The following is a 22,807-nucleotide window of genomic DNA, read 5'->3' as shown; positions in this document are numbered from 1 at the left end:
GGCTGTTCCAGAAACAGGCTGACGAAATCTATTATGTCCACATCGGGGATGAAATCATCGAGGTCACAGGCGAGCATCCATTCTGGCTTGATGGCAAGGGTTGGACGTTTGTTAAAGACCTGAAAGTCGGTGACTTGCTTGTTTCGAGTGACGGTTCTAAACTGGCAATAGACAAGATTGAAAAAGAGTCGCGCGAAGCAACGGTTTATAACTTTGAGGTTGAGGACTTTNGACTTGCTTGTTTCGAGTGACGGTTCTAAACTGGCAATAGACAAGATTGAAAAAGAGTCGCGCGAAGCAACGGTTTATAACTTTGAGGTTGAGGACTTTAATTCTTATTTTGTGTCGAATCTGGGGATTTGGGTTCATAACTGTTCGATTAATGGTAATCCTGTACCTACAAAATCTGGTGGGGGTAGTGATCCTAATAATTTCGTAAATGAACACGCGAAAAAACACATGTATGACCCTAGCAGACCTTCTACAAAGAATAAATCTCAATACGGTCAGGATGTTGATGTGAATGCATTGAGAACAGATACCATGATCAATCCAGACAAGGCTTATTCAAATTGGCCTAATCCGAACAATCCAAATTCAAATAGAATAACGAAATATTATAAAGAATTTGATGGGAATATTAGTACACCTGACACGCCGACAGGAAGTCACAGAGTCTTTGAAAATGTGGATAATCCGAAAAGTAGTTCTCATTTTCCATATGTCCCTAGAAACAAAGAATAGAAAGCAGGTACAAAAATGACAAAATTTCTTTACCATGCAGTATTGCCTGAAGACCATGATCATCATGTTTCAATTGAAGAAATCATGAAAGAAGGGATAAGCTTTTCAACACAATCTAATAACTGGTATGGGAATGGTGGTGAGGTGAAGCCGCTTATAACTGATAAGGTGAGACCACTTAAAGCTCCTATGTGGGCAAATTTTAAGAAGGCTTCAGGCGCAAATTTAGAACCACACGTTCCGAAATCATTTTACTTTCCTATCTTTACGGATAAAATCTTAGTTTTTGATGGAAATATTACAATGAATATTTATGATCAAGCATTCTATGAAGAAAATAAGTTTACATTTGAGGAAGCGTTAGATTTTGACACTGGTGAAACTTTGGAGTATTGGATTAAAAGATATTGGGATAGTATGATGACGCTTGAAGAGTATTTTTCAAAGAAGACTTATACAAAGCCAGAAGTGTTGGTCTTTGAATCCGTACCCAGAGAAATTATTCAGATATGTGAAAAATAAGACTCGATTGGTTTTGCATTTCTCAAATTTATGTGGGGCTACCCAGTACTGAATGAACCCATGATTTAGCCAATAACACATATAACCCAAGTAATAAGCCACAATGCGAGCTAGCCGCTCGTTCTTGTGGTCTTTTTTTAGCGGCACCGCTAATCAAAAAAGTTACCGTTTAGATAGGATATTAAGAATATGACGTAAAAGGCTTCCAGCAGGCATTAACGGGTAACAACTATATTACCGGCGAACATCTCTCGGCGGGAGACCGTTGGGGCGAAGGAATTGGAGCAACGCTGAGCATCATTCCGATTCCGGGTCTGAAGCATGCGGGTAAGTATGGTACGAAGGGTGTCATTTGGGCGGGTTCGAAGCTGAAGAATATTTTTGGTGAGGGTACGGTTAAAACGACGAAAAAACTCGTCTACGAATGTAACTGCTTTACAGCAGGAACCAAGGTTCTGACAGACGAAGGGGAGAAACCTATCGAGGAAATCGAGGTAGGGGATAAGGTTCTCTCAAAAGACGACGAAACCGGAGAAGTGGCATATAAAGAGGTCGTGGGGCTGTTCCAGAAACAGGCTGACGAAATCTATTACGTCCACATCGGGGATGAAATCATCGAGGTCACAGGCGAGCATCCATTCTGGCTTGATGGCAAGGGATGGACGTTTGTTAAAGACTTGAAAGTCGGCGACTTGCTTGTTTCGAGTGACGGCACTAAACTGGCGATAGACAAGATTGAAAAAGAGTCGCGCGAAGCAACGGTTTATAACTTTGAGGTCGAGGACTTTAATTCTTATTTTGTGTCTAACCTTGGGATTTGGGTTCATAATTGTGAAGTTAATTGGTCGGCAGGTAATTTCGTTTCTGGAAAGCTTGATAAACATTTCCAAAAACATGTTGTTAAGAAACAAGAATGGGCTGACTTAGGCTTTTCACTTACAAAAGAAGGGTACTTGAATAGAGCCAAAAATTTATTAAATAGCAATATTGGTGGAGATATACACGGATTCACATCGAAAAATGGCTATGTTTTTCGATATAATTCAAAAACGAACGAGTTTGCTACAGCAAAACCTGACGGAACTATTGAAACTTTATTTAGACCAGATGATGGGATGAGTTACTGGAAAGATCAAGTTACAACATACGGAGGAAACTAAGTATGACAGAAAAATATTCATGTCCTTGTTGTAAATACTTAACATTGTCAGAAGAACCGCCGGGAACTTTTGAAATATGTCCTGTTTGTTATTGGGAAGATGATAATTTACAGTATGCCGAACCGGATCGAGTAGGTGGGGCTAACTCCATATGTTTGAGAGAAGCAAAGAGTAATTTTAAGGATTATGGTGCAATATCCCTTGAATTTTTGGATGCAGTAAGATTACCTTTGGAAGAGGAGAAAACAGGAATTTAGTATGACTTTTACAAGAGCCTTGGGGGCGGCAATCCTCAAGGTCTTTCTTTTAACCCCCACCCAGTGCCGGATGAATCGGGCGGCACAGCCATAGAACCTAGTTCCTTTCATAAACAAAATGAAGACCGCCTTTCCAGGGCGGTCTTCATTCATTTTCAGTATCTATTAAACCAATGATTTTACGAATATCTTCAATTTCTAAAGCCCCGGCAATCCTCTCAATATGGCCAAAGTTTATATTCTGCTTTTTACAGTTGGACAATTCACTAAGCGCGGCATGACGAATGTCTGTTAATCTATATAAGTTGAACGAAAGAAACTAGCAATCAAAGCCGAACACATAGGCGATCAATGATTACATGAGGATGCTTCATAATTTCTTCCATGAATTRCCTGACACGCAGTCGAATTTGAGCAACGGTGGAATAAAACACATTGTTGATCACACTGGATTTAAGCCATTGCCAGAGTCCTTCCACAATGTTCAACTGNCCTGACACGCAGTCGAATTTGAGCAACGGTGGAATAAAACACATTGTTGATCACACTGGATTTAAGCCATTGCCAGAGTCCTTCCACAATGTTCAACTGAGGACTGTAAGGTGGCAGAAACACCAGTTCAAGCCGATCTTTCTGTTCGTCCAGAAAAGGTAGTAGCAGCTTCGCATGATGAATTCGGGCGTTGTCTAATACGATGACGATGTTCCCCGCAGGGTAGGCCGTGAGGACCTTTTGAAGAAATGTCAAAAAGGTTTCAGCGGTATAGAGTTCGTCTTCTTGCCAAACGATTCGTCCCGTTTCATAGTCAAGCGTCGCGAGTAGTTTGACCCCGCGATGTTTACCTGTAGTTGGTATGATTCGTTGTTTTCCGCGAAGAAACCAGGTTTTCTGAATCGCTTGATAATCCCGAATCATAGATTCATCCTCGAACAGCAGGTGATCAATCTCGTCGTTCAGTACCTTTTTTTCAAGTCAGGAAAGGTCGTTTCGGCAAATTGGCGTTGCTTTTCGGGATCTGCCGCCGCGAGCGTGTAGGTTGGTTTTGTATAGCTAAGTCCTAATCGTTCCATGACCTTGGAAATGCCTCGAAGCGAGTAGCGGTGACCCCATTCTCGTTCCACATACGCAGAAATGAGCTCAAGCGTCCAATTATGCTTGGCCGTAAAGCCGACCTCATCGGGAACCGAATAGGCGATGGTTTGTATCAATTGTTCTTGCTGTTCCTTCGTTAACCGAGTAGGTGCGCCAGATGAGTGCTTGAGCTGCAAGGCTGCCAATCCACCATTTTCATAGGTATGAATGTAACTGCTCACCGTCATTCGGTTTCGATTTAGAATGTCAGCGATCACCGACATCGAAGTACCCTTTAAGTGCAAATAAATGGCTTGGTAGCGTTCATACATGCGACGCTCTTTGGCTTGTTTCATGGCTATTGTTACTTTTTCCAGTTCGGTATGCTTCTCCATGGCAGTCCCCACTTGTCCGTTTATTGATCTGTTTCTTATTCGACAAATGGTTCATTTTTCCTTGCTAGGGTTTGCTAAGAACTTTGATTCAACTTATATAGNATTTAAAATCAGCTATCAAGCCGACGCTGAAACGTGACGCTGCGGAAGCTTAACCGTCTCCATGGCAGTCCCCACTTGTCCGTTTATTGATCTGTTTCTTATTCGACAAATGGTTCATTTTTCCTTGCTAGGGTTTGCTAAGAACTTTGATTCAACTTATATAGTATGAATGTACTCTTTTTCATGTTATTAAATGTACGTATACCAATATGTAAATTAGAAGGCTCTATATGACTACTATACTCAGCAAATACCTTTAAGGCATCACATGCTTTGATAGAAAGAAATATCTCCGAAAGTAAATGACTAAGTAAGAACGATTGCTCTATTTTATTATTTTCGGTTAAGTATAACTCTAAATCTGTAATTTGATTAAGTAAATCAAGTGAACTTGGGGTAGAAAAGAGTTTTAACTTTTCTCGAAGAATTTGAAGATTTGACAAAGCAAAATCAAAAGAAAGAAGAGGAGGGAGGTCACTCTTCATAATTTCTGAATATAATAATGAAAATTGATTGCTAATAAGGTCGAAATGACGTTCTTTTTCGGCATCAAAGTAACGAAAGTAGTTAAAGCATTTACCAATAATATTTTTCAAGTTCATTTGGATTCTCCTTTTAAAATTTATTCGTACGCCTGGTTGTTCGAGCGGATGCGTTAATAAAGCGTGATCGATTAAACGGTGGACAGTAGCTGTGCAAGTGGTCCTGGTTGCTCTACTAGCAGTCTTAAGCGTCTATCTAGAACTTAATTATTCTCCGACACGAAGATAGAAATAAGTCTATCTAAAACACAAAGAAACAAGCGTAGTAAAAATCACTACGCTTGTTTCTGAATAAATATTTATAACAATAGGTATGTTATTTATCGTCAATATGTCTCTGATGTGAATCTAAGAATACAGCAGTTAAAGCGAGTTCTAGTCTTTCCTTATCTATTCTAGACATTGGGCGACCAAATAGCTGAACATTACTAGTATTAATGAATTCCAACATGTCTATGAGCTTTGGCATATCGGGATGAAGTGCTTTTTCATCATCTACATAACCTGCTAAATAATCCGGGGTTACTTTGAATAGTGCAGCTAAGTTATAAATTTCTGCGACAGAAGGTAGTGTTTTCCCGCGCTCGATATCTTCGAATTGTGTTCGGCTTATACCGACTTTTCTGCATATTTCGGTAATGGAGTGTTCTGATTTATCGGTAAGGAAAGTTAGTCTTTGACAAAATGCTTTTTCGCGAAGTCTTTTTACATTTGTATCTGTCTCAAGTTCCCCATCAATAATACCAGCTGCCTCAAGTAATAACTGAACTTTTACTTTGTAGGCTGATGCAAACCTTCTTAGAATTTCAGGCGTTGGAGATATTGCTTTAAATGTTCTTGGATCATAGCCTTTTTCGATATTTCTAATATACGAATGGCTGATATCAGAAATATCGGCTGCTTCTCTTAGGGATAAATCATTCTCTATTCTAAGATCATATAGCAATTTTCCGAGGATCGTTTGAGTTCTTTCAACTTGTACGTTCTCATTACTTGAATCCATATTTTTTGTCGTACTCATCTATAGGGTCCACCTTTCATTACAATAAATACTTAACATATTTAAAACATATTGTACCCAAACAAAATGTTTTGTAAACCCCGTAATCAAAATGTAATCAAAAATGTAATTCATGGTTGACACTATATCTTTAAATTCGTTAATATATAGATACAAGCTTTTGATTGGACAATCAAAATAATAACACAAATTCCCTCTCGCAAAGGGATTTGAAACAGGGAGAAAAATGAAAAAAAATAAGGAACCCAAAGTTCGTTTTGTAATTACAAACGTTGTTCGAGATAGTAGGAAACTAACCGGAGAAACGCAACAAGAATTAGCAGATGCGGTCGGAACAACTAGACAAACTATCGGTAAAGTAGAGAAGGGTGAAACTCCAGAATTTTGGTTAGCTCTGGCGCTAGCCTTTCACCTTAAAAAGCCGGTGGAAGAATTATTTATTGCAACCCCCTACTCTGCGTCACCTCCCTAACCCTTTTTGTTCTTCATGAATTACTTATAAAAGTAATCGATTGGTGAAGTTATTCGGTTTTGTTTTTTTATAAGATCCTGGAAGATGAAGTGTAAACCGAATCTTTGTAGAAATGTAATCCTGTGATTACATTGTAGCACATTTAGCTTTTTGAGGTAAACAAAAATATAAAAATTATCGCGAATTATAGCGCTTCTGATTGGAAGGGTATTTCACTTTCATTTTATTGAATCATTTCTGAATGGATATATTGATGAGGAGTTCGAATACATTCACTTTTGATTAATGTAATGCAATAAGGATTTTTAAAGGAAGATGGTGTAATTCATTGTGAGCAGCTCTTTGGAATTATTGGCTAGTTATCAAGATAACCGTAGTCAATGCTTGAAAGATAAACGGGAAGATCATCAAATCGGACTAGATGATTTTTTTAGCGAAGAAGAGCGAGAAGGGATCTTGCATCAGCGTGCCATTAGCCGCTATGTCTCACATTGTAACTTTGCAATCGAATCAATCAATGTGCAAGGTGAAAAGATTGATGAAGCTTTACTTAAGATATTGTCTAGTCAAGATCAAAAAATCGTTAGGATGCGTATTGAAAACCGGTTAGGGTATTCGGCTATTGGCCATAACTTATCTTTGTCAACAGCCAATACGAAAATTAGGTATGAGAAGGCAATAAGGAAAATGACGAAACACATACGCGAATTACAAGATTCCGATTCCAAACAAGAGGACTAGAAACATATTATTTGCGGTCTTCTCTAAACATAATTAGGAGGAAACGACAATTATGACATCTACAAATTGGTACGCTTTGCAAGTGAGAACAGGCTTTGAATTGGAGATTGCTGAGAATGTGAAGAGATTTGCCCAAATGAAGAATTTGAAAGAGCAAATCAAAGACACATTTGCAGGAGTGAAGAAAATCGTACGTATGACCACGAGAGGACGGAAATTGGATTCAGAGGCGGTTCTCACCGGCTATATTTTTGTTAAACTTGATGAACTCACAGGTACGCTCTGGCATTTTCTTAAAAGTGTCCCAGGCGTATATAAGATTTTAGATATGCTGCCGATCAGCTCAGAAGAAATTGAAAAAATGCATTTGGAATGTGCCGGAGAAGTCGAAGTTCGTATCGATGTAAAGGTTGAAACTTCAGATGTATCAGAAAAAGCCGAAAACGAGAGTCAGTGTGTAGCAGAGGAGTTTTCAACACCAGCTGTTCAACGAGATGAAAAAGGTGTTATGGGTTCTGAAAGATGTACTCATTCAGTGGGTACTGAGGGCGTTCGTAAAACTACTCTTTTCGGTAAATTGTTTCGTTCATTTGAAAAAGGCTCTAAAGAAATTTTCCGCATACCAATATCGGTATATAAAGATATTTTAGATTTCGATATTGGATTGCGAGATCGGGTCAATGAACGAAACCCACAGTACATTCTCTCGTCAATTAGGAGTTTTTTTCAGATTAGTGTTGAGGAGCTTTCGAGGTTCGAGAAACGGTACTTGAATTAAATTCAACAGATGGTTAAGGGTACTTACCAGCTGCTGATGGTTTTGACCGGCACTCGGATAAAATATCTCGGAAAAGACCTTTATTTTCTATGCCCATTAAATGAGATCCAAGTAACAGGGAAAGAGAGGGTGGGGGATGTCTGGATTTAATCCTTTTAACTGGTGGCAGTGGGTGCTGATTGTTGTATTTATACTAATGTTTATTGGTTCAGGCATCGAGCTACTTATTCATTTTATTTACTTCTGAAATTAGATTAAATGCTTTGAGAAATGAAATTTGTCATTCATGGAGAGTGATGTCATTATGCTAGAAAAAAAATTAGATTTGCCGTTGGCTAAACGAGATTATTTAATTCTCGCTGAACTTAGAGGGAAAGAAGTTGCGAACTATATGAAGGTAATTCAGAAAGGTAAAATAGGGCTTATTCCTTCATTTATGTGTCATGAACCACAGAAAACTATTCTATAATCTGAGATTATTATGTATTGGCCTTAGGAAACACCTACATAAAAAATCGTATATTAATTTGATAAGGTTAGGATGATATCATGACTTTAAAGAGATTCATACGTTTTATTGTATTTTATATGCTATTTGCATTGCTAATCCTTGCTGTGCTTTTTATTGTGGATTCCAAGAATGGTGAAAATATGAACCAAAATATTGAGGGACGTGAGAGCTCAGTAGTTGAATCAGTATTGAACAACAAGAATATGGCGATAATCAAAGCAGATCAATTTGAATCTCAAGATGAAAATGACTATCTTGTTTACTTTTTCTCTGAGGAATGTTCAAACTGTAGAGAATTTCTCCCAACACTTGAAACTTACTCAATTGCTCCTGAAGCACTCAAAATATTTGCTGTAGATGTATCAAGCAGCGATAGTGATGGTACGGTTAAGGATAATTTAATAAAAGGAACGCCTACTCTTATCCGGATTCAGAATGGAAATGAAACATGGCGCTCACTCGGTAAACTACCAATGGACCATATTCCTAAAAGATCTACTGATTAAACGGTCATATTTCCTTTCTGATGCCCTACTTCAAAGCAGTAGGGCTATTTGAGATCCACACTTTTAAAAGCTCACGAAGGCTGATTGAGACGTTTAAATCGTTATTCTGATCTGTAGAGGCAGATATTTAAGGATTAGATTAAGCTAATGGAGGATTACTTTGTTAAATGAAAAAGAAAAATATCAATTAGAGCATTATGCACTTAAAGAAGAATCGGATCATTTATACATAGGAGATTGGGTTATTTGTTCGACAACTATGTCTTCCCATAACACAGTGAAGGAAATTGGTATCATTAGGGAAGATTTCGGCGCGGATAACAAGGAGCCTCTCAACGCGTCATTTCGTTTGGATGCGGAGCTCAATAATTTAAACACATGTAGTGAGCTGTTATTGCAGAAGTCGCTTATCATAGAGTTGATATCTGGCCCTAATGCTGGAGGTTACTTCGTGCAAGAAAATGTGAAGATGGTTAAACTACTAGAATTCAATTATGAGCAAATCTGCCATAGAATTGCTTTTGGATTAGCATCAGTAGAAAAAAGCAGCTTGAGGAAAAAAACGTATCGTCGTTTTTATCAAGCTCTGGTGTATGAAGAATTGATTCCGTCCAATCCTATTTTTATGTATATAGGAAAAGTGAATAACAATACACTTGTAAATGATGGTAAAGTACAGAGTATTCATAATCTAATTATTCAAGGAACGATTAACTTACCCGCGTTTTTAAATAATAATGGTGTTTTTGATACGCGCCATTTTAAAGAAATTGTGACTGTAGCTGTACGATTTTTAGATAATGTTATTGAGTACTTTTCTAAGAACTGTCAGGTCGTACATCTGGATCAACGAGAAATGGATCTACGAGTTGCTGGTTATGAAGAATTGTTGCGTAAACGATTACCTGAGGATCGTTCTATTGGTACATACAGCTTTATTAAAAACGAATTGTTGAAAGTGATGGAGATTACTGCTTTGCATGCGTCAAGTTATTTGGCTGAAGAGAAGGGACCATTTGAAAAATTTGAAGCTGAAACATTTTTGAAAAGCGATTTTCTATTGATGAATACCCTGTCTGATGATCCGGCATTGTCTAGGCGTATAAGGAAAGTCGGAATCAGAAATGCCAAAATCTTTAGTTTCTTTTGGTGGAGATTGGAGATTCCTAATGATAAAGGAGAAGTAAAAGAAACGCAGTTAAGTTGCCATCATGTTGATTATTAGCTTTAAGGGAAGGGGATTATGTTTATTTCTAAAAAAGGTGAAGTGACAAAAGTTAGACCAGTTAGATTGCGAATTGATCCAACGACTATTCCAGTTTGTAAAGTATTAATACCGGTTAAAGGTACTGTTTTGAGCACGTTGGTTTGTTTAAGAAGTTTAATTAATCAACTAAAGCGGCATCCTGAAAATCGAGAAGTAATTAACTTTTATATGTGTAGTGAATCAAATTGGTTAATGGTAGATTTGAATTTAGAAAACTCATCTGATGGGAGTCTTCTTGTAAAAGATTTAATCTCAATCGTTAACCGAAATGTCATATCTATCAGCTTATTTGATGCTGGTGAACCTGTTAAAACTTTAGAAATAGATAATAGCTATCATATAAGCCTAAAATAAGAAATTTCCTGATTACAGTTGAATACAGACATTGGTGTGTGATAGTATAAGGAAACAAGGGTATTATCGTAATTTTTTCAATCGAAAATTAAGAAAAATACACATATTCGCGTAAAACGTGAAGAACATAAAAAGAGCCTTCAGAAAGAAGGCTCTTTTTATGTTGAGAAATAGCTATACTAATTTAAAATGAGGAGTAACGTTATGTATGCTAAGACGCACGTATTAGCGGGAGCAATTGCGGGATATTTGGTTTATCCAAGTTTCTTAGGGGTGGGTGCTGGAATGTTCGGTGGACTACTATCAGATATTGATGAGCCTGAGAGTTATATTGGCCGGCTATTTCTAATAATATCGATTCCATTAAAGTGGACTTTAAAACATCGGACAGTTACGCATTCTTTGTTATTTTTATTAGCGATGATCCTTGTAACTATTCCAATCTCGGCTTATTTCTATTCGTGGAAATTATCACTAGCTTTTGGCGCGGGAATTTTGACTCATATGATTGGAGATATGATGACGGGGCAAATTAAATTATTTTGGCCTCATCAAAAAAGCTATGGTATAAAGATGCCGTTTTGGCTATACCGTATTGTAGATGGAAGTGTTCGGATATTCTTAGTACTTTTTATTGGATATCACTTAATTGCTAGTAATGTATTTTCGAAACTGATTGAAAGTTCATTTAAACTTTAATAAAGTTGGAGAATTTTGCGTAGAGTATCCCTAAATAAAAAAAGCCTAGTTCTGATTTTGAGAACTAGGCTTTTTTTTATTTAGGGATAGAAGGAGGGTAACAATCGGAGACAAGTAAGAGAGAACTTTTTGGATAAAAAGAGGCCTAACACTACTTACTTGGAGGAAGATTAGAATGACACGAAAAACACTTTTGAAATCGAAAAAGTTTTGGGTGGAGTTAAGCTTAATTATGTTTATTTGCTTTAGCTTTGCTTCAGTAGCGGATGCATCTGTGCTGAATCCTAATGACACAACAGGTCTAGAGAAAACAATTGAAACTGCTGCTAACAATGCTGCAAAGGCGGTACGAGGTATTGTTGGGCTCGTTGCAGCAGTTTTTTTAATCTGGGGTGGACTCTTACTCGGAGGAGCGGGTGGAGATACTCAGAAAGTGCAAATGGCTAAGGAAAAATTTAAGTACACCATTTATTCTTTAATCGTTGTCATCCTTGCCGATAAAATCGTTGGTTTCGTTACAGGTGTCTTCACGATAACAACCTAGAAAGGAAAAAGTGAATACTGATGTATGGTGAGCAGCATTTATTGACGTATAAAAGTCAATCGAAAAGTACAGTTGTTTATGGACTATCTTACTTACAAGTTGGCTGGTGGATTGCGGGAGGACTTACTTCAATGAAAGCAACAGAATACATTCCTGCTATACCTGGTATTGGCCTTTGGGGTTATATCCCGCATTTAATACCGTTCTTAATATGCTTAGCTTTTGCTCATGTAACGCATCCTTCGACAGGTATGGGATTGTTTACGTTTATTAAGAGTTATTTAGCATGCAGAATGAGAAAACGTACCTTCCTATGATAGGAGACTTAATCTGGAGGGGAGAACCTAGCCCCTTCCAGATTTTCGTTGGAGATAAACAGATGAAGAATTGGATTCATAAATACGTATTTTTCAATCTCGATACTATCGTCTTATTTCTAGCTGCTTGCTTCATAATTTTTTCAATTCACCTAGTTTTTAAAGAAGTCGAATCTTCTTTAATTGCACATAAAACAAAATCTAAAAGAGAACATAAAGACAGGCTATATTGAAAGAAGGATGAGTAATGTCAGATATCATTTTAGTTTTGTTACTTTTGGTGGCCGCTTATTACCTTCAAAGAAGTAGCAACCGAGCAAAACAAGGAGCTAAAAAGGAAAAAGCAGCAGATTGGCTTCAAGTGAAGAACATTGATGCCGATGGCTTAATTACGACGGAGGATGATCGTTTTCTCCTTATGCTTGAAGTGCAGCCCGTGTCTTTTGCGCTAAAGTCGCCAGTAGAGCAAAAAATGATTTGGTTAGCGTTTAGGGACTGTATCAACATGATCCCGCATCCGACGCGATATAAGTCAGAGAGTCACCCCTATGATTTGGAAGACTATTTTCAAGATGTAAAAGCGCGGGCTGTGGAACTTGATGACCTGGCGAATACAGATTATGTGGAAGAGCTGCATGATATGTTTAAAAGTATGATAGAACTAAATCAGATTCAAGACAGGAAGTACTATGTATTCTTGGAAACTGATTCTCGCTTTTTGAGTGAGCTGGCTGCAGACGTCTCTAATCCAGTTATTCATGACTTGTTAAAACGTAACAAACAAAACCAGCAGTCAGTCTACGACATGGATACGATTCGGCAAGAATTAATGAATAGTTTGAGGATTATTCAAGCTTCTTATCACAATGTTGGAATTTGGACATATGCGATGCGACGTGAAGAGGTTATTCAATATTTTGATAAAACAACAAATCGTGAAATTGCGGGAGTATTACCCCTTGAAGAGATGCTGCTTCGAACCGCGGCAAGAGGTGAACCTGTTCAGTCATTTGGAAAAACGTTGTATGAGGGGGCCTCGTAATGTTTAAATTCAAGCTCTTTCCACGAAAGAAAGATAATCAAACCAAAAATGAAAACTCATTCACTATCAAGGGCGGATTGACGGAACATGAAGCGGAAATGATATCACCACCGACAATTATTGAACGACTACCTGGGGAGAAGGATGCGACTGATTACTGGGTGGAGTTTGGTGACAATACAGGTGGGGCAAGGTATTTAAGATCATGGTTTATGAAATTTACCGGTCGCACGACATGGGTTGGCATGCTTGATCCAATCATGCTTGCTGAAGGTGAAGCAGCTGTTGATTTGACAGTGGCTGTAGAACCAGCAGAAGCGAATATTGTCATGAATCAGTTGGCAAATCGAATTGCTGTACTGAGAGCTGAATTGACAACGCAGCATAATTCGGCAAAATCAGGGGCTATGTTGCAAGAACTTGAGGATTTAGAGGGACAGATGAGTCGTTTACGTGTAAACGAGGAAAAACTGTTCAACACATCAGTAACCATGAATGTTGCTGCTAACCAGCCTGAAAAACTTAGGCGATTAGGACGGACGATAATTAAACGTTTAGGTGCAATGGGTGTGAAATTCCAAGCTGCTGATACAAGGCAATTAGAAACCTGGCGACATTCCCTTGGTATTGGAAACCGGGAGAATATTAAAGACACGTATAGGGAGATGGAAAGCAGTAACGTTGCTGACTTTTTCTTGTTTGGATATGGTGGTCTTTCTCATCGTCGAGGGGTTTTGCTTGGGTTTGATCATTATAATCGGCCAGTTTTTTACGATGGGTGGGACAGGCGACTTGCGAATCAGCACATGGTCGTCTTTGGTCGAGCAGGAAGCGGTAAATCATTTAGCATTAAAGTATTAACAAGGCGAAGTGCTATGATTGGCATCCAAACGGGTATCATTGACCCCGAACGAGAATACAAAAATCTTGTTTTGGCTATGGGTGGATCATATGCGGAACTCTCTCCAAAAGAGGCTGATCATGAGCGGATCAATATATATGAAGTTTCGGAAGAAGAAGACGAGCACGGTCGAATATTAGTCAATATTGATGAAGCGTCTAAAGGTGTTCAAGCGGTTATCTTCAAAATGATTCGAACCGTTGCACCAGATCTTTTAAGCGGGGCGGTTAAGGTAGCAGTTCACAATACCGTCAATGACTTATATAAGAATTTCGAGATTGATGAGTCTCCTGAAAGTCTGTACGAATTAGTTCAGGACGAGTGGGTTAATAAGCGAATGCCTGAATTGTTTGATCATTATTTGTTAATGAAAGATCATCCGGACCTTCAAGGAATTCACCCAATTATTAAGATGTTTACCAGAGAAGGTGGAGATCCGAATAAAGCCATTTTTGATGGTCCATCTACTTTTAGTATTAGGGAAGCGCCTGTTTTTGGAATTTCCTCTGCTGATCTTGACGACGAGTGGATGAAACCGATTGGTACCTTTATTGCAACCAAGTGGGTTTGGGAACGTTTTGCTAAGAAAAATCGTCAACAACCAAAGCGAATCATTGCTGAAGAAGCACAACTGATGATGGAAAATCCCGAAGAAGCGAGATGGTTGGAAAACGCATATCGTCGTGGGCGTAAACTCAATGTATCGATGTGTGCAGTTACACAAGGATTTGAGGTTTTCTTAAGAGTTCCAGAGGGAATGGGGATTCTAAAGAATGCCCCAACTAAATTGTTACTCAGACAAGAATCAATTGATATTGATGCTGTCCAAGGGAAATTTGATCTAGCAGAAGGTGAGGCACGCTTCCTGCTAACAGCAAGTAGTGGTATTGGTATCCTGAAAGTTGATGAAGAATCAACGATTGTCAGGATACAGGCTACTGAGAATGAGTACTGGCAATATACAACCAATCCAAATGACTTTAATGATTATGTAAATGCGGGGGCGTGATCATATGCTCCAAATAAGTAAGCAGAGGGGCTCGTTCTTGAGGCTGCTCTTATTTGTATTTTTGTTTGTGGTTATTTTAAACGGATTATGGTCTCCGCAGGAAGTATTAGCGGCCCAAACCCCAACTGAACAAATAAAAGACGGTGTTTTCGGTGATAGGCTATCAGACGATGATGGACCAGGTTATTTGGAAAGGCAAATTGCTAAAATTACTATTCGCACAACCGAGTTTATCTTAGATGTACTAGGATTAAAAGATTACAATGAGTTAATCTTTCAAGTAAATGCGAATAGTTTAATTTTTAATACTTTTGAAGCAGAATTATTTAGTGTCATTACGGGATTTTTTAATTCATTCCTTAGAGTCAGTGGTTGGCTCTGCGTATTCGCCCTATTCTTTTGGGCTTTCACCATTATGTTTCGGGGCGGGAGTCAATTAGGACAGTCTTCTATTAGTGAAATGAGTAGAGGAATCTTAGTGTATTTTTTGGGATTGTATCTCGGCGGGTACATGTTTGACCTCGTATTCTTTGGTAACCGTTTAATTGTTTTATGGTCTATAGATGGTTTAAAGGAAGTAACCGGGTGGAACGTTAATGAATTTAGCATACTTGAAGTCGTTAGTATGGAGACGACCAACTTCGCACATTCCATCTTAGTTTTCGTAGTTGTATTGTGCGTTGGTATGCTTAATTATCAGTATGCTGTTCGACTAGTTACCTTAATGTTTTTAATCATTATATTCCCTCTTGTTTTGTACGCCGGTATGTATCCAGGTAATCAGAAAGCTCTTGATACTTGGTTTAAGGAGTTTTTGTCACAGGTATATACGCAAGGGGGACATGCTCTTGGATATGCTATTTTTGTTGCTCTATTAGCCAAGCAACCAAGTTTTTGGATCTTATTTGCTTTTCTTATCAGCATGCCAACGATCACAAGTTTAATTCGTTTGCTCTTTGGAGCACCTGGCGGTGGAACAATCGGAGGCGGTATGGGGATTGGCTCGCTAATGGCCATGAACACCATGATGAGAGGTGTTAAAGGAAGTGGTGTATTTAATGGGAATGGTCCAGTCACTGCAGGTGCTCCTTCTAGTGCAGGAAATGCACCAATTCAGAAAAATCCAATGGCAGCGATGTTCGGCAAGTTAGGATCTGCAACTACTGCTGTAGCAGCTGGTCGAAATCCTATGGGTAACTTTTTCAAAAATGGAGGTGGGGGATTCCAAGGAACCGGAGGAAAGTCGGCATCCTTTGCTGACTTTGCAAAAGCAAATGGTGGTAAAGCGGCTGTTGCGAAAAAAGCTGGTTACATGGCGATGGGAGCAGTTGGAAGAGGGAGTGCTGATTTAGCTAAGAGAGGTGTAGTTGGCGCAATCAAGCACACTCCAAAAGCAGTGGGGATGGGTACTGGTTTTATTGCTGGTACTGCATTAACAGGTAGTGTCGGTGGCGGATTTGTTGGCGCAACAATGGGTGGAAAAGCTGGGGAACTAGCAAGTAAAGGGGTCCTGTCAGTCGGGAAAGGTATGTATGAGGCAGGTAAGGCTTATTCTAACTTTCGTAAGGATAATCCAGTTCAGGAAACCCGCTTGAAGCAGCCTCCACTTGCCCTACCAATGGGCAGTAGTAAACCTATGTTGGCACTTCCTTCAGGAAATGAGCAATTTGGAGGTGGAACTCCACCTAAATTGCCTGGTGACGTTCATACGCCGTTGGCAGACAAATCTGGAGTTATGGTAAGTCACTCACATAAACCTGTTTATCCCTCTACACCTAATCCTGGTTCTGTTGGACAAATGGGTGCTAAAACCCCGAATGGGAGAACACAAAGCGTTGGGCAGCAAACCGGAGTTAGGCAAGCAACAGGGGGGAGAAATTCCGGGTATGGTGGACCACAAGCACCGAGGCCACAATCTTCTGCAAGGGCACAACCTCAATATCGAGGGAAACCGGGTGGTGGATCTTCTGGGAGTATGGGATCACAACCACCTGGAGGTGGTTATCGCGGGGGACAAGGGAATAATGGGACGCAGAGTAGCTCAAACAACAGAGCAACGCCAAACGGTCCTTCTGCGCCTCCTAGAGGCTTCAGTGGCCATAGTCCAAACACTCAATCTAGTAGGCCGAAGCCTGTTGTTATCGATGTAAAACCTATGAAAGTTAATGGTGCCACAGTTTATAAAGCCTAAAAGAAAGCGTCGTCTGTTTCACAGTCGGCGCTTTCTTTCTTTATTGTCGGGTGAAGGGGGAAGCAATGGATTTTGAATCTTTAATAAAAAATGGAGCAAACGGTGTTAAAACAATAGGAAAACAACTTATCAAGCAGTTAGTGAAACAAGCAGGGAAGAAGATAGTTGCTAAAGTAATAACGGTTGCTGGCCCCTATATAGCAATAGCACTAGTTGTTTTGTTGTTAGTAGTTTGTATTTGGGCCATGTTTTTTTCTGTGCCTAAAGAGTATGAGCAAGAAGAAGGGCAACTGGCATTTTTCACTGTAGATTCATCTGACCCTGAGTGGAATTTAGGTAATGATAGAGAGTTACAAGTTAAATATGATGAGTTATCTAATAATGGGATTGATTCACCAAAAGATATGAGGTTTGGTAGTAAAAACGCTGTTCCATATCAGATGAGTCCTTTTGACCAAGCAAAAATTTATAAGGTTTCTTGGGCTTTATTAGCAGGAGCAGATCGTGTACTGGGTGATCCTATTCTTGGGGATGGAAAAACTCGTAATCCAAATCCAGAGAAAATTTATAAGGCTATTGGACCTCGTTATAAGTGGAAAGACTCGACAGTTACAGTGAAAACATGTACCACAACATCTGAAGGAACATCTTGTAGTTCTGTCACTTATGAAACGGATTTGATTACTTCAGTGGACCAGTACAATAAAACGATGACGATTAGCTACAAAACGGAGATAACTTCAAGTGGAAGTGATAATAGTCAAACAACAATTGAGCGTGAAATAGTAGATAAAATCGTATCAACACCACGCACGGTTGATCGTTTAACAACTTATCTGAGTAGTAATGGCTTAATAAATGAGGATACCGATTTTGTAGTCGAGCTAGCAAAAACATATGACCCATCCTTTGTGGATATTCCATTTGGCAGCGAAGGTGGTCATTTTGGCAATTCTGAATATGTCAGTGCGCAAGTACCGGCAGAGTTTTTGCCAATTTATCAAGCAGCTGAAGCTAAATATGGAGTGCCATGGTTTGCACTTGCAGCTATCCATCGTGTTGAGACAAGATTCTCTACTGATCCAACGATGATATCCTCTGTTGGTGCCATTGGCCACATGCAGTTTATGCCGGCAACTTGGGTTGGCTGGAAATATAACGTTGGTGGAGGTTTAGTTTCCTCAGATATTGATATTACGGATCTTGTAACGATATTTGACGGTGGCGGTTACGGTCAGGATGCAAATAATGATGGTAAGGCAGATCCTTGGGATATTCAAGATGCTATTTTTAGTGCCGCATATTTTTTAGCTTCAAATAATTACAATGCCGATCCTAGAAAGGCTATATACCAATATAACCATGCTAATTGGTACGTCGAGGAGGTTTTATCCTATATAGAACTCTTTCAGAAACCTAAGCCAAAATGGGAGGAAGCTGTTTATCCGGTTGAACCAGGTAAATATAGAGTTTCTAGTCCTTTTGATATCAGACAAGATCCATTCACGGGTGAAACCAAAAGCCATAAGGGCATTGACTTAGCCGCCCCAGAAGGGACACCTGTACGTTCACCTATAGATGGCATTGTTGCATTTGTAGGAGTAAAAGGTGGGTACGGAAACTGCATAATAATCGACCATGGTAACGGTATTCAGACGTTGTATGGCCATTTGCAGAATAGTAGTTTTCTTGTTAAGACTAAGCAAAAAGTAACAACAGGACAACAAATTGCCGGAGTCGGAAGTACCGGGCGTTCTACAGGCAACCACTTGCATTTTGAAGTGCATATCGATGGTACGGCTGTAGATCCTGCACAATACTTTAGTTTCTGAGTTGTTGCTCATGGAAGGGGGGAATGTGTTCCCAAATAAATAGATTTGATGTTAAGTGAAAGGGAAGGAAGATGACCATGAAAACTAGAATTTTTTCATTAATCGGAATTATGTTTGTTTTATTATCTTTAGTTGCGGTACCCGCCTATGCAAACGAAACGAAAGCTAGCTCTAGTAGTTCGTCTCAACAACCGTTGGACATTTCACCACTAGACCAGGGGCGGATAAATGCAGGCATGCAAAAAGCCGGCAATGATTTATCTTCTTTTGGTGAATCAATATCTATCCCTATATTCTTTGTAAGCCTTATACTAGCTATCGTATTATTAGTGTGTGGGGTTTTTTCTAGAAAGGCTCTTGCTGCAGGCGGAATTTCTCTTCTGGTTTCGGTATTATCACTGCTAATTCTCGGTGATGTGAAAAAAATGCTGGATATTATTAATTATTTGACCGAAACATTCAGAAACTATTTTTAAGTAAGAGCGGCGGGATGATCCCGTCGCTTATTTTTTTAAAGAATGAACCAGTATTTGAGAAGAGGTGTAATATGATCAATATTGCAGTGATATGCAGACAAGGGATTTATGATCGAATAGCGACACCATTAACAGATAAGGCTACTGATGTGACTATCTCTCCACCGTTGTTTCAATGGAATGAAGCCTTAAAGTACATGCAAGAAAAAAAGGTTGATGGGATAATTGTTGAAGCTGGTGTTCAATTTTACGAACAAATTAAAAGTTTTCCGCTACCCTTACTAGTTTACAGCGGGCAAAATCAAGGGTTTGGTAAAGTGTCGAAGGATTGGCTACAATCATTACGTACAGAAATGGCAAGCAATACTGATCATACTGATGTAGTGAAGAACGGAGGAGACGTACCTAAACCTGTCGTTGATGTGTCTAAAACAACTACGCAGTCAGTTTCAGTTGGTTTGAAGATTGCGGTTGTTGCATCTGATCAAAAGATGATTAACTTGATCGAGAATTTTGCTGGACTTACGGTAGTTGCGAGAATTAATAACTTTCAAGAGGCACTAACAGATCAAAAAAATTTAAATGGAGCTGAAACGTTATTTCTGGAGGAGAGTATCTTGTCCTCTTATCAAAGCACCATACGTGAACTAAAAATTCAGCAGTTAGTTGAAGAATATAAAAATTCTAAGGTAAGAGTTGCTATGTTACTCTTTGAAAGAAATAATCCTTCTTTTATGCAGGGCCTTGTGAAAAAAGGATTCTATGACTTTTTATGTGGCAACGAGATCAAATCAATTGATATTGAGCGTATCATTAAAGTGCCAAGAGCACGTGAAGAGGTAGCAGAATATTTTGAAGAAGTTAAGGTAGCTCCGGTTACTAATGCACAGTCTGAAATTGATTCTGCTGAAAATCCGATGAAGACGGAGGATGTTAATTCCCCAGGTGTTATTCCCGTTGAGGTACCTTCTCTCCAAGTTGAAAATGATTACAAAGTTAAGGTGGATAAGGCGTACGAAGCATTATTAAAGGCTGAAAAAACTGAATTACTACCAGATATAGCATCAGCTGAGTTATTAATTGACGAATTGCGTAATGAAGAGAAATCCAAATATGGCACTAGGCTTTTAATGCTGAAAAGTGAAACGGAGTATAAAGCCCTCTCTAAACGAGCTGAGGGGTTAGTTGCAGAAGCAGAACATAAAAGAACGAAGGAAGTTTTGATGGAAGCACAGGATACGGTGTTTAGCTTAACACCTTCACATCAAATGGATTTTCTAAAACGTTTGGAAATGATTGAACACGAGCTCGTTCATCAAACAAGGATTTTAGATGCAGAAGCAGCTGTAGTGAGAGCAGAAGAAACGAAATCCTATGATGACATCAAAGCAGCAGAATTAGCACTGGTGAATCTTCTGCAGGCAGATAAAATCCAATATCTTTCCAGACTCGATTTGATTAAACAGCAACAAATAGAAGAGGAGACAGTTAAAGAGCTTAGTGCTACTGCAGAAACGAATGATAATAGGAAGATCGTTGTAAATTCTTCTCTCACTGAAGGAGTCAGTCAGGAAGAAGAAGCCTGTGACACTTTAGATATAGATAATCCTATAAATAGTGAAACGAACAACTCTAAATTCTCGAAGGTAGCCAGTCAGTTAAAAAGAGTGAATAGTTTCTTTACAAATTTTGTAGGTGGGATGAAAAATGAAACTGAAATACCATTGCAGGACCAGTTAGTTGCTGTTGGAGAAAAAGTGGACGACTTGAATGGGAGCCCAGATGATAAAACAGAGCCGCATTTCACCTTTTCAGTTCCACATCGAGTAATTGTATATTCACCTAAAGGTGGAGCAGGAGCTACCACTGTTTCTACTGAATTGGCAGAAAATGCAATGAACAATTCGGTAGGATTGGCAGAAATAGCATACAGTTATGGTCAACTTGCTGGGCTACTGGATTTAAAGCCAAAATACTCGATAGCTGACGTCGAAGAAGGAATGGAAGAGTATGCGGTCTTAAACCAAAAGTATTTATGTGCACCGTGGGTGTTTCCCGTAAAAAAATCATTCAACGAGGAAATGCTTAGGGAGTGGCTAGGTCGTTCGCAAAGAGCATTTCCAGGCAAAACTGTTCTGGCCGATCTACAAAGTCAAAGTTCACCTTTGATTCTAATGGGCTCTCACGAATGGGCTACAAGGGTGATCTGGGTCGTTCAAGATACGGATGAACACTTGGGAATGGCTGATTTGCAGATGGCTAATCTCAAGAAAATGGGTGGTGAGTGGCAAAAGATTGGTCTTTTAGTTCAGGAGGTAAGCGGGAAGAAAATTGATTGGACAGGAGTTTTAGAGGTGCCTGTTATTGGGTTTTTAACAAAGGACAGACTTTCGAAAAAATGGAAGCATACACTTCATACAAGTGTAAATCAACATCTTGGCTTTATATCCAAGTAACACAGGGTAATTGAACAGTAATAATGGGTGGAGTCATCGTTTTCATTCATACATTCACTATATCCTATTAGTAAAAGGAGAAATATATGAAAATCTTTAGAACGAAAAAATGGCTGAAAGTCAGCATGTTGGCAATTTTATTGTTTATTATGGTTGTTGGTACTGCTTTAGCAAATACAAATGCAACAGTACAAGGCATTATCGATGCTAATATGCGTATCATTAAGAATGGAATTACCCTCACCCTCTCAGACGCACAAGGAAGGATTGTTACCCCGGTGTTAATCGAAGGGACAACTTATTTGCCTTTACGTGCAATATCGGATTCATTGGGTCTTTCAGTCCAATGGGATGAAACAACTAGAACTGTCGTACTTGCTGAGCAGGCGCAGACTTCTCTTGGAACCCTGGACTTAGTTGATTTTAAGGGAACAGTTGATAAAGGGATTATGTTAACAAAAGTACAGACTGATTTGAATTTTGGTGGCGTACAATTTAGACAAGGGGGGTTAATGGAAGGAAGTTCTGTTCGCACTACATTGGATTTTGGTGATACACCCTTCAACAGTCTTTCTATGTATTTAGCAGCCAAAAAGACAGTTAAGGCTAATGCAAAAAATGTTGACCCTGACAAAGCTGTTGAGGTTCGGATAGTAGAAGTACTTGGTAATAACGAAGTATCTTTCTTTACGGCAAGCATCAAACCCAATAAATCACCTGAAAAGATCGATCTGGATTTACGGAATAAGAAAAAGATTAGAATTTATATGAAAAGTGATGTGGCAACGACGACGCTTGTTTTAGGTGATGCAGTTTTTAGTGAAGGAAAAATAATTTATTAGTCTGTATTGCAAGAATTACAGCTATGAGTTATACTATTTTATGAGAGCAGGACAT

The 22,807-nt window shown here is 39.0% G+C and carries 24 protein-coding genes and 3 pseudogenes; 23 read left to right on the top strand and 4 right to left on the bottom strand.

All coding sequences use genetic code 11. The features are described 5' to 3' along the window. Nucleotides 1-2 precede the first annotated feature (2 nt). The 6 genes and pseudogenes from ASF12_RS36720 to ASF12_RS30455 all read left to right on the top strand — a co-directional run. Nucleotides 3-230 (top strand): annotated as a pseudogene (locus ASF12_RS36720) (polymorphic toxin-type HINT domain-containing protein); the annotation flags it as partial. A 1-nt stretch (nucleotide 231) separates the two neighbouring features. Beyond that, nucleotides 232-744 (top strand): polymorphic toxin-type HINT domain-containing protein (locus ASF12_RS34830; RefSeq protein ID WP_235533324.1); only part of this gene is annotated, 513 nt, incomplete at its 5' end. Between the two features lie 15 nt (nucleotides 745-759). Next, complete coding sequence (locus tag ASF12_RS30465) at nucleotides 760-1,266, top strand: hypothetical protein (RefSeq protein ID WP_056042670.1); 507 nt, start codon at nucleotides 760-762, stop codon at nucleotides 1,264-1,266. 203 nt (nucleotides 1,267-1,469) lie between these two features. Beyond that, nucleotides 1,470-1,601, top strand: a pseudogene (locus ASF12_RS36715) (pre-toxin TG domain-containing protein); the annotation flags it as partial. Then, entirely contained in the window at nucleotides 1,581-2,426 is an 846-nt protein-coding gene (locus ASF12_RS36000; RefSeq protein ID WP_442952567.1) for a polymorphic toxin-type HINT domain-containing protein, read from the top strand. The pseudogene ASF12_RS36715 and the gene ASF12_RS36000, both read left to right, overlap by 21 nt. Before the next feature lie 2 nt (nucleotides 2,427-2,428). Next, nucleotides 2,429-2,683: a CPCC family cysteine-rich protein gene (locus ASF12_RS30455; RefSeq protein ID WP_056042665.1), complete on the top strand. Its 255-nt coding sequence runs from the start codon at nucleotides 2,429-2,431 to the stop codon at nucleotides 2,681-2,683. Between the two features lie 145 nt (nucleotides 2,684-2,828). Here the strand turns inward: ASF12_RS30455 and ASF12_RS36405 are convergent. From ASF12_RS36405 to ASF12_RS30435, 4 genes and pseudogenes are all read right to left on the bottom strand, one after another. Then, a pseudogene (locus ASF12_RS36405) lies at nucleotides 2,829-2,987 on the bottom strand (helix-turn-helix domain-containing protein); the annotation flags it as partial. A gap of 188 nt (nucleotides 2,988-3,175) precedes the next feature. Continuing rightward, nucleotides 3,176-4,149 (bottom strand): IS630 family transposase gene (locus ASF12_RS35995; RefSeq protein WP_235533323.1). Its coding sequence is split into 2 segments (ribosomal slippage), with 972 coding nucleotides annotated over them: nucleotides 3,176-3,649 and nucleotides 3,652-4,149; the frame shifts between segments, so codons are not numbered across the junction. This gene is flagged as partial in the annotation. A gap of 239 nt (nucleotides 4,150-4,388) precedes the next feature. Next, nucleotides 4,389-4,853: a hypothetical protein gene (locus tag ASF12_RS30440; RefSeq protein ID WP_056042660.1), complete on the bottom strand. Its 465-nt coding sequence runs from the start codon at nucleotides 4,851-4,853 to the stop codon at nucleotides 4,389-4,391. 256 nt (nucleotides 4,854-5,109) lie between these two features. Next, complete coding sequence (locus ASF12_RS30435) at nucleotides 5,110-5,814, bottom strand: helix-turn-helix transcriptional regulator (RefSeq protein WP_056042658.1); 705 nt, start codon at nucleotides 5,812-5,814, stop codon at nucleotides 5,110-5,112. A 226-nt stretch (nucleotides 5,815-6,040) separates the two neighbouring features. On the opposite strand from ASF12_RS30435, the gene ASF12_RS30430 reads away from it, so the two are divergent. The 17 genes from ASF12_RS30430 (at nucleotide 6,041) to ASF12_RS30360 (ending at nucleotide 22,752) form a co-directional block, all read left to right on the top strand. After that, nucleotides 6,041-6,286 carry a helix-turn-helix transcriptional regulator gene (locus ASF12_RS30430; RefSeq protein ID WP_056042656.1) on the top strand — a complete coding sequence of 82 codons (246 nt, stop codon included), beginning with the start codon at nucleotides 6,041-6,043 and terminating at the stop codon, nucleotides 6,284-6,286. Nucleotides 6,287-6,616: 330 nt separating this feature from the next. Next, nucleotides 6,617-7,027: a hypothetical protein gene (locus tag ASF12_RS30425; RefSeq protein ID WP_155973592.1), complete on the top strand. Its 411-nt coding sequence runs from the start codon at nucleotides 6,617-6,619 to the stop codon at nucleotides 7,025-7,027. A gap of 52 nt (nucleotides 7,028-7,079) precedes the next feature. Continuing rightward, nucleotides 7,080-7,805 carry a transcription termination/antitermination NusG family protein gene (locus tag ASF12_RS30420; protein ID WP_056042652.1) on the top strand — a complete coding sequence of 242 codons (726 nt, stop codon included), beginning with the start codon at nucleotides 7,080-7,082 and terminating at the stop codon, nucleotides 7,803-7,805. A gap of 304 nt (nucleotides 7,806-8,109) precedes the next feature. Continuing rightward, nucleotides 8,110-8,274, top strand: a complete 165-nt coding sequence (locus ASF12_RS34815; protein ID WP_155973589.1) for a hypothetical protein — start codon at nucleotides 8,110-8,112, stop codon at nucleotides 8,272-8,274. An 80-nt stretch (nucleotides 8,275-8,354) separates the two neighbouring features. Next, nucleotides 8,355-8,822 (top strand): thioredoxin family protein, encoded by a 468-nt coding sequence (locus tag ASF12_RS30415; RefSeq protein WP_056042649.1) that lies wholly within the window; start codon nucleotides 8,355-8,357, stop codon nucleotides 8,820-8,822. A gap of 160 nt (nucleotides 8,823-8,982) precedes the next feature. Continuing rightward, nucleotides 8,983-10,047, top strand: coding sequence for a hypothetical protein (locus ASF12_RS30410; RefSeq protein ID WP_056042647.1), 1,065 nt, complete (start codon nucleotides 8,983-8,985; stop codon nucleotides 10,045-10,047). A gap of 18 nt (nucleotides 10,048-10,065) precedes the next feature. Next, nucleotides 10,066-10,443, top strand: coding sequence for a hypothetical protein (locus ASF12_RS34810; protein WP_155973586.1), 378 nt, complete (start codon nucleotides 10,066-10,068; stop codon nucleotides 10,441-10,443). Nucleotides 10,444-10,647: 204 nt separating this feature from the next. Next, nucleotides 10,648-11,142, top strand: coding sequence for a metal-dependent hydrolase (locus tag ASF12_RS30405; RefSeq protein WP_056042645.1), 495 nt, complete (start codon nucleotides 10,648-10,650; stop codon nucleotides 11,140-11,142). A 175-nt stretch (nucleotides 11,143-11,317) separates the two neighbouring features. After that, entirely contained in the window at nucleotides 11,318-11,686 is a 369-nt protein-coding gene (locus ASF12_RS30400) for a pilin (RefSeq protein WP_056042643.1), read from the top strand. Nucleotides 11,687-11,817: 131 nt separating this feature from the next. Then, nucleotides 11,818-12,003 (top strand): hypothetical protein, encoded by a 186-nt coding sequence (locus ASF12_RS34805; RefSeq protein WP_155973583.1) that lies wholly within the window; start codon nucleotides 11,818-11,820, stop codon nucleotides 12,001-12,003. A 247-nt stretch (nucleotides 12,004-12,250) separates the two neighbouring features. After that, nucleotides 12,251-13,045: a hypothetical protein gene (locus tag ASF12_RS30390; protein WP_056042639.1), complete on the top strand. Its 795-nt coding sequence runs from the start codon at nucleotides 12,251-12,253 to the stop codon at nucleotides 13,043-13,045. After that, nucleotides 13,045-14,955, top strand: coding sequence for a VirB4 family type IV secretion system protein (locus tag ASF12_RS30385; RefSeq protein ID WP_056042637.1), 1,911 nt, complete (start codon nucleotides 13,045-13,047; stop codon nucleotides 14,953-14,955). The genes ASF12_RS30390 and ASF12_RS30385 overlap by 1 nt, the downstream gene beginning before the upstream one ends. Nucleotides 14,956-14,992: 37 nt before the next feature. Next, nucleotides 14,993-17,146, top strand: a complete 2,154-nt coding sequence (locus ASF12_RS30380) for a hypothetical protein (RefSeq protein ID WP_155973581.1) — start codon at nucleotides 14,993-14,995, stop codon at nucleotides 17,144-17,146. 65 nt (nucleotides 17,147-17,211) lie between these two features. Further along, a complete protein-coding gene (locus ASF12_RS30375) occupies nucleotides 17,212-18,978 on the top strand; it encodes a peptidoglycan DD-metalloendopeptidase family protein (RefSeq protein WP_056042633.1) in 1,767 nt (588 codons plus the stop codon). A gap of 77 nt (nucleotides 18,979-19,055) precedes the next feature. After that, the gene (locus tag ASF12_RS30370) at nucleotides 19,056-19,454 is read left to right on the top strand and encodes a hypothetical protein (RefSeq protein WP_056042631.1); all 399 of its coding nucleotides are present in this window, start codon (nucleotides 19,056-19,058) and stop codon (nucleotides 19,452-19,454) included. Between the two features lie 71 nt (nucleotides 19,455-19,525). Beyond that, nucleotides 19,526-21,910, top strand: a complete 2,385-nt coding sequence (locus ASF12_RS30365; RefSeq protein WP_056042630.1) for a hypothetical protein — start codon at nucleotides 19,526-19,528, stop codon at nucleotides 21,908-21,910. Between the two features lie 86 nt (nucleotides 21,911-21,996). After that, nucleotides 21,997-22,752, top strand: a complete 756-nt coding sequence (locus ASF12_RS30360) for a stalk domain-containing protein (protein WP_056042628.1) — start codon at nucleotides 21,997-21,999, stop codon at nucleotides 22,750-22,752. Nucleotides 22,753-22,807 lie beyond the last annotated feature (55 nt).

Source organism: Paenibacillus sp. Leaf72, from assembly GCF_001422685.1.
Taxonomy (GTDB): Bacteria; Bacillota; Bacilli; order Paenibacillales; family Paenibacillaceae; genus Pristimantibacillus.
The sequence above is the reverse complement of the archived record's forward strand: the minus strand, read 5'-3'. Positions and strand labels throughout refer to the sequence as shown.

What these genes read in the sequence shown, in the direction of transcription:
- ASF12_RS30465 (WP_056042670.1), top strand. Translation starts at nt 760, where the DNA reads ATGACAAAATTTCTTTACCATGCAGTATTGCCTGAAGACCATGATCAT.
- ASF12_RS30455 (WP_056042665.1), top strand. Translation starts at nt 2,429, where the DNA reads ATGACAGAAAAATATTCATGTCCTTGTTGTAAATACTTAACATTGTCA.
- ASF12_RS30440 (WP_056042660.1), bottom strand. Translation starts at nt 4,853, where the DNA reads ATGAACTTGAAAAATATTATTGGTAAATGCTTTAACTACTTTCGTTAC.
- ASF12_RS30435 (WP_056042658.1), bottom strand. Translation starts at nt 5,814, where the DNA reads ATGAGTACGACAAAAAATATGGATTCAAGTAATGAGAACGTACAAGTT.
- ASF12_RS30430 (WP_056042656.1), top strand. Translation starts at nt 6,041, where the DNA reads ATGAAAAAAAATAAGGAACCCAAAGTTCGTTTTGTAATTACAAACGTT.
- ASF12_RS30420 (WP_056042652.1), top strand. Translation starts at nt 7,080, where the DNA reads ATGACATCTACAAATTGGTACGCTTTGCAAGTGAGAACAGGCTTTGAA.
- ASF12_RS34815 (WP_155973589.1), top strand. Translation starts at nt 8,110, where the DNA reads ATGCTAGAAAAAAAATTAGATTTGCCGTTGGCTAAACGAGATTATTTA.
- ASF12_RS30415 (WP_056042649.1), top strand. Translation starts at nt 8,355, where the DNA reads ATGACTTTAAAGAGATTCATACGTTTTATTGTATTTTATATGCTATTT.
- ASF12_RS34810 (WP_155973586.1), top strand. Translation starts at nt 10,066, where the DNA reads ATGTTTATTTCTAAAAAAGGTGAAGTGACAAAAGTTAGACCAGTTAGA.
- ASF12_RS30405 (WP_056042645.1), top strand. Translation starts at nt 10,648, where the DNA reads ATGTATGCTAAGACGCACGTATTAGCGGGAGCAATTGCGGGATATTTG.
- ASF12_RS30400 (WP_056042643.1), top strand. Translation starts at nt 11,318, where the DNA reads ATGACACGAAAAACACTTTTGAAATCGAAAAAGTTTTGGGTGGAGTTA.
- ASF12_RS34805 (WP_155973583.1), top strand. Translation starts at nt 11,818, where the DNA reads ATGAAAGCAACAGAATACATTCCTGCTATACCTGGTATTGGCCTTTGG.
- ASF12_RS30390 (WP_056042639.1), top strand. Translation starts at nt 12,251, where the DNA reads ATGTCAGATATCATTTTAGTTTTGTTACTTTTGGTGGCCGCTTATTAC.
- ASF12_RS30385 (WP_056042637.1), top strand. Translation starts at nt 13,045, where the DNA reads ATGTTTAAATTCAAGCTCTTTCCACGAAAGAAAGATAATCAAACCAAA.
- ASF12_RS30375 (WP_056042633.1), top strand. Translation starts at nt 17,212, where the DNA reads ATGGATTTTGAATCTTTAATAAAAAATGGAGCAAACGGTGTTAAAACA.
- ASF12_RS30370 (WP_056042631.1), top strand. Translation starts at nt 19,056, where the DNA reads ATGAAAACTAGAATTTTTTCATTAATCGGAATTATGTTTGTTTTATTA.
- ASF12_RS30365 (WP_056042630.1), top strand. Translation starts at nt 19,526, where the DNA reads ATGATCAATATTGCAGTGATATGCAGACAAGGGATTTATGATCGAATA.
- ASF12_RS30360 (WP_056042628.1), top strand. Translation starts at nt 21,997, where the DNA reads ATGAAAATCTTTAGAACGAAAAAATGGCTGAAAGTCAGCATGTTGGCA.